Origin of the sequence: Dietzia sp. B19, assembly GCF_014145155.1 — a bacterium.
Taxonomy (GTDB): domain Bacteria; phylum Actinomycetota; class Actinomycetes; order Mycobacteriales; family Mycobacteriaceae; genus Dietzia; species Dietzia natronolimnaea.
Window position 1 is genome coordinate 1 of record NZ_JAALED010000135.1, and the last position, 3,439, is coordinate 3,439.

General features: G+C 70.7%; 3 protein-coding genes and 1 pseudogene. All 4 read left to right on the forward strand.

From position 1 onward, the window contains the following. Positions 1 to 554, forward strand: a pseudogene (locus G6020_RS05025) (hypothetical protein); the annotation flags it as partial. Beyond that, positions 551 to 964 carry a DUF6802 family protein gene (locus G6020_RS05030; protein ID WP_182609868.1) on the forward strand — a complete coding sequence of 138 codons (414 nt, stop codon included), beginning with the start codon at positions 551 to 553 and terminating at the stop codon, positions 962 to 964. The pseudogene G6020_RS05025 and the gene G6020_RS05030, both read left to right, overlap by 4 nt. A gap of 113 nt (positions 965 to 1,077) precedes the next feature. After that, complete coding sequence (locus G6020_RS05035) at positions 1,078 to 2,904, forward strand: phosphoenolpyruvate carboxykinase (GTP) (protein WP_179523600.1); 1,827 nt, start codon at positions 1,078 to 1,080, stop codon at positions 2,902 to 2,904. A 171-nt stretch (positions 2,905 to 3,075) separates the two neighbouring features. Continuing rightward, positions 3,076 to 3,439: hypothetical protein (locus G6020_RS05040; RefSeq protein ID WP_206682204.1), on the forward strand; the 364-nt coding region annotated here is incomplete at its 3' end.

The window sequence follows — 3,439 nt, forward strand, 5'->3', positions numbered from 1 at the left end:
TGGCCCGCCACCTCGGGGCCGCCGCGCCCACCACACCGCGGATCCCCGCACCGTCCGGCGGGATCGCCCCGGGTCGTCCGCCCCGCAACCACGGCGAGGAGGCACTCGTGATGATCATGGGTGCGGCCGGCGGGACCGGGGTGGGGCGCATGCTCCTGTCCCCACTCGCCGAGATCCCCGGGCTGGCGGCGGTGGTGATCCCCCTGGCGTTGCTCTGCGGCGTCGCGCTCGGGTGGACCACGGTCACGGTCAGGCGGACCCAGACGCTGCGGTCCTACACGTCCGCCGTCGTGACCGAACGTCTGGGCGCCCTGCGCTCGGAGGTCGAACAGTCCCTCGGCGCCAGGATCCTGGCCGCGGAGGCCACCATCACCGACGGCTTCGCCCATGACCCGGGCCCCCGGGTCGGCGACCTCGAACGCCGTATCCGCCGGTCACGGCTCACGGGGAGGGCACCCGCGCCCACCCCGACCACCGCTTCCGCGGCTACTGTTGCGGGGCCCGCAGGCACTCCCCCGCCCGCCCTCGCCACCCCAGGGAGCCCCTCGACATGACCGACCCCTTCCCCGGTTCCGAACCGTCCGACTTCAGTGCCAGGCCCGACGTGTGCGGCCTCGACGGCGCCCCGCTCGCCGAGGCCTCGTCCCTGGGTCTGCACGTCCCGGTCGGTGACGGCGTCCTCGATCTCGGCTCACCCGAGGCGGATCTCGACGGCGACGGCTTCATGGAGGCCGTCACCCGGGGGGACGGCCGGGGGCTCACCGTCTATACGGACGTCGACGGCGACGGGACGGTCGACCACGTCTCGACGGTCCGGTTCGACGGCAGCTACGACTCCTGGCGCCTGGCCAATCCCGCGGAGGGGGTCCCGTTCGGGGGCTTCACCAACGAGGCCCGTGCCGGGTCCCCCGAATCGTCGCCGGCCCCGGCCCGGTGGGAACGCATCGACCACGGCCACATCTGAAAAGTTGAGGCATTGCTCACGTCGGGGCCACGATCGGGGCCCGGAAGGCGGCGGGACCATCGGGTTGACGATAGTGTGTGATCGATACCATGCACCGTGTACGAGGAGCTGTGATGACCACCACCACCATTCCCGGCCTCGAGGGTCAGGCGCCAACCGATCACGCGGAGATGCTCGCGTGGATCGCCGAGGTCGCCGAACTGACCCAGCCGGACCGGGTCGTCTTCGCCGACGGCTCCGACGAGGAGTGGGACCGCCTCACGACGGAACTGGTGGAGCACGGCACCTTCGTGAAACTCGACGAGTCCAAGAAGCCCAACTCGTTCCTCGCCCAGTCCGACCCCAAGGACGTCGCGCGGGTCGAGTCGCGGACGTTCATCTGCTCGGAGACCGCGGAGGGCGCCGGCCCCACCAACAACTGGCGGGACCCGGCCGAGATGCGCGGCCACATGACCGAGCTGTTCCGCGGCAGCATGCGTGGTCGCACGATGTACGTCGTGCCCTACTGCATGGGCCCCCTGGAGGCCGAGGACCCCAAGCTCGGCATCGAGCTCTCCGACTCCGCCTACGTCGTGGTGTCCATGAAGATCATGACCCGCATGGGCACCGCCGCGCTGGAGAAGATCGGCTCCGACGGCGCGTACGTCAAGGGCCTGCACACCGTGGGCGCCCCGCTCGAGCCCGGCCAGGAGGACGTCTCGTGGCCGTGTAACGAGGAGAAGTACATCACCCACTTCCCGGAGAGCCGGGAGATCTGGTCCTTCGGATCCGGGTACGGCGGCAACGCGCTGCTGGGCAAGAAGTGCTTCGCGCTGCGGATCGCCTCCGCCATGGCGCGCGACGAGGGCTGGATGGCCGAGCACATGCTCATCCTCAAGCTCATCTCCCCGGAGGACAAGGTCTACTTCATCGCCGCGGCCTTCCCGTCCGCGTGCGGCAAGACCAACCTCGCGATGCTGCAGCCGACCATCGAGGGCTGGCGCGCGGAGGTCGTGGGAGACGACATCGCCTGGATGCGCTTCGGCGAGGACGGCCGGCTCTACGCCGTCAACCCGGAGTACGGCTTCTTCGGCGTCGCGCCCGGCACCAACTACTCGTCCAACCCCAACGCCATGAAGACGCTGGAGGCGGGCAACTCCATCTACACCAACGTCGCCCTCACGGATGACGGCGACGTGTGGTGGGAGGACCTGGAGGGGACCCCGGACCACCTGATCGACTGGCTGGGCAACGACTGGACGCCCGTGGGCGACGGCGGGGCCGGCAACGCCGCCCACCCCAACTCCCGCTACTGCGTGCCGATCGACCAGTGCCCGGTCACGGCCGCGGAGTTCAACTCCCCCGAGGGCGTGCCGATCTCGGCCATCCTGTTCGGCGGTCGCCGCGCGGACACCGTGCCGCTGGTGAGCGAGGCCCACTCGTGGAACCACGGCGTCTACATCGGTGCCACCCTCTCCTCCGGCCAGACCGCGGCCGCGGAGGGCCAGGTCGGCGCGGTCCGCCGCGACCCGATGGCCATGCTGCCCTTCATCGGCTACAACGTCGGTGACTACTTCCAGCACTGGGTGGACATGGGCGCCCGCGGTGGCGACAAGATGCCCAAGGTCTTCCTGGTCAACTGGTTCCGCAAGGGCGCGGACGGTCGCTTCCTCTGGCCCGGGTTCGGCGAGAACAGCCGGGTCCTCAAGTGGGTCGTGGACCGCATCGAGGGCCGGGTCGAGGCGGACGAGACCGTCGCGGGCTTCACCGCCCGAGCCTCGGACATCGACCTCACCGGCCTCGACACCCCCCTCAAGGACGTCGAGGAGGCACTGGCCATCGACCCCGAGGAGTGGCGCCGCGAGCTCCCGCTCATCACCGAGTGGCTGGAGTTCTGCGGACCCAAGGTCCCGGCCGAGGTGCACGAGCAGTTCGCCGCCCTCAAGGAGCGCCTGGGCTGAGACCTGCGGGACGAGAACGGAAGTCCCGGAGACGGATCCGCGAACGGGCCGCACCCACACCGGGTGCGGCCCGTTCGCGTTCCGTGTGACCGAACCCTCTTTCCAAGATCCCCATTCGGTGGGACAGTGGTTGCGTCATCAATACACTGAGCGCATGTGTGGAGGAGTGGCATGAGGGTCGCCGCTGCCGGACTCATCGCCCTCCCGGTTCTCGTGGGAGGGCTCGGGCTCGCGGCGGCGGTCGTCGTCCTCGGCTCCCCGGAGGCCACCGCACCTAGCGCGGACGAGGTGGCCGAGGAGGTCGCCGCTCCGGGGTCGGGGGGACCGGTCACCCGCGACGGCACCGACATCGAGGGGTCGAGACCGCACCTGACGGTGCGCTCGGGGATGCCTTCGCTCATGCTCGCCGGGACGATCCCGGGATTCCTCGCGCTGCTCCCCGCCTCGTCGAGCCCCCTGCCCGCCCTGGTGCCCTTCTCGGACGCGACCGTGGGGGCCGACGGTCCGGACCCCGGCCGACCGGCGGGTCCGGCGG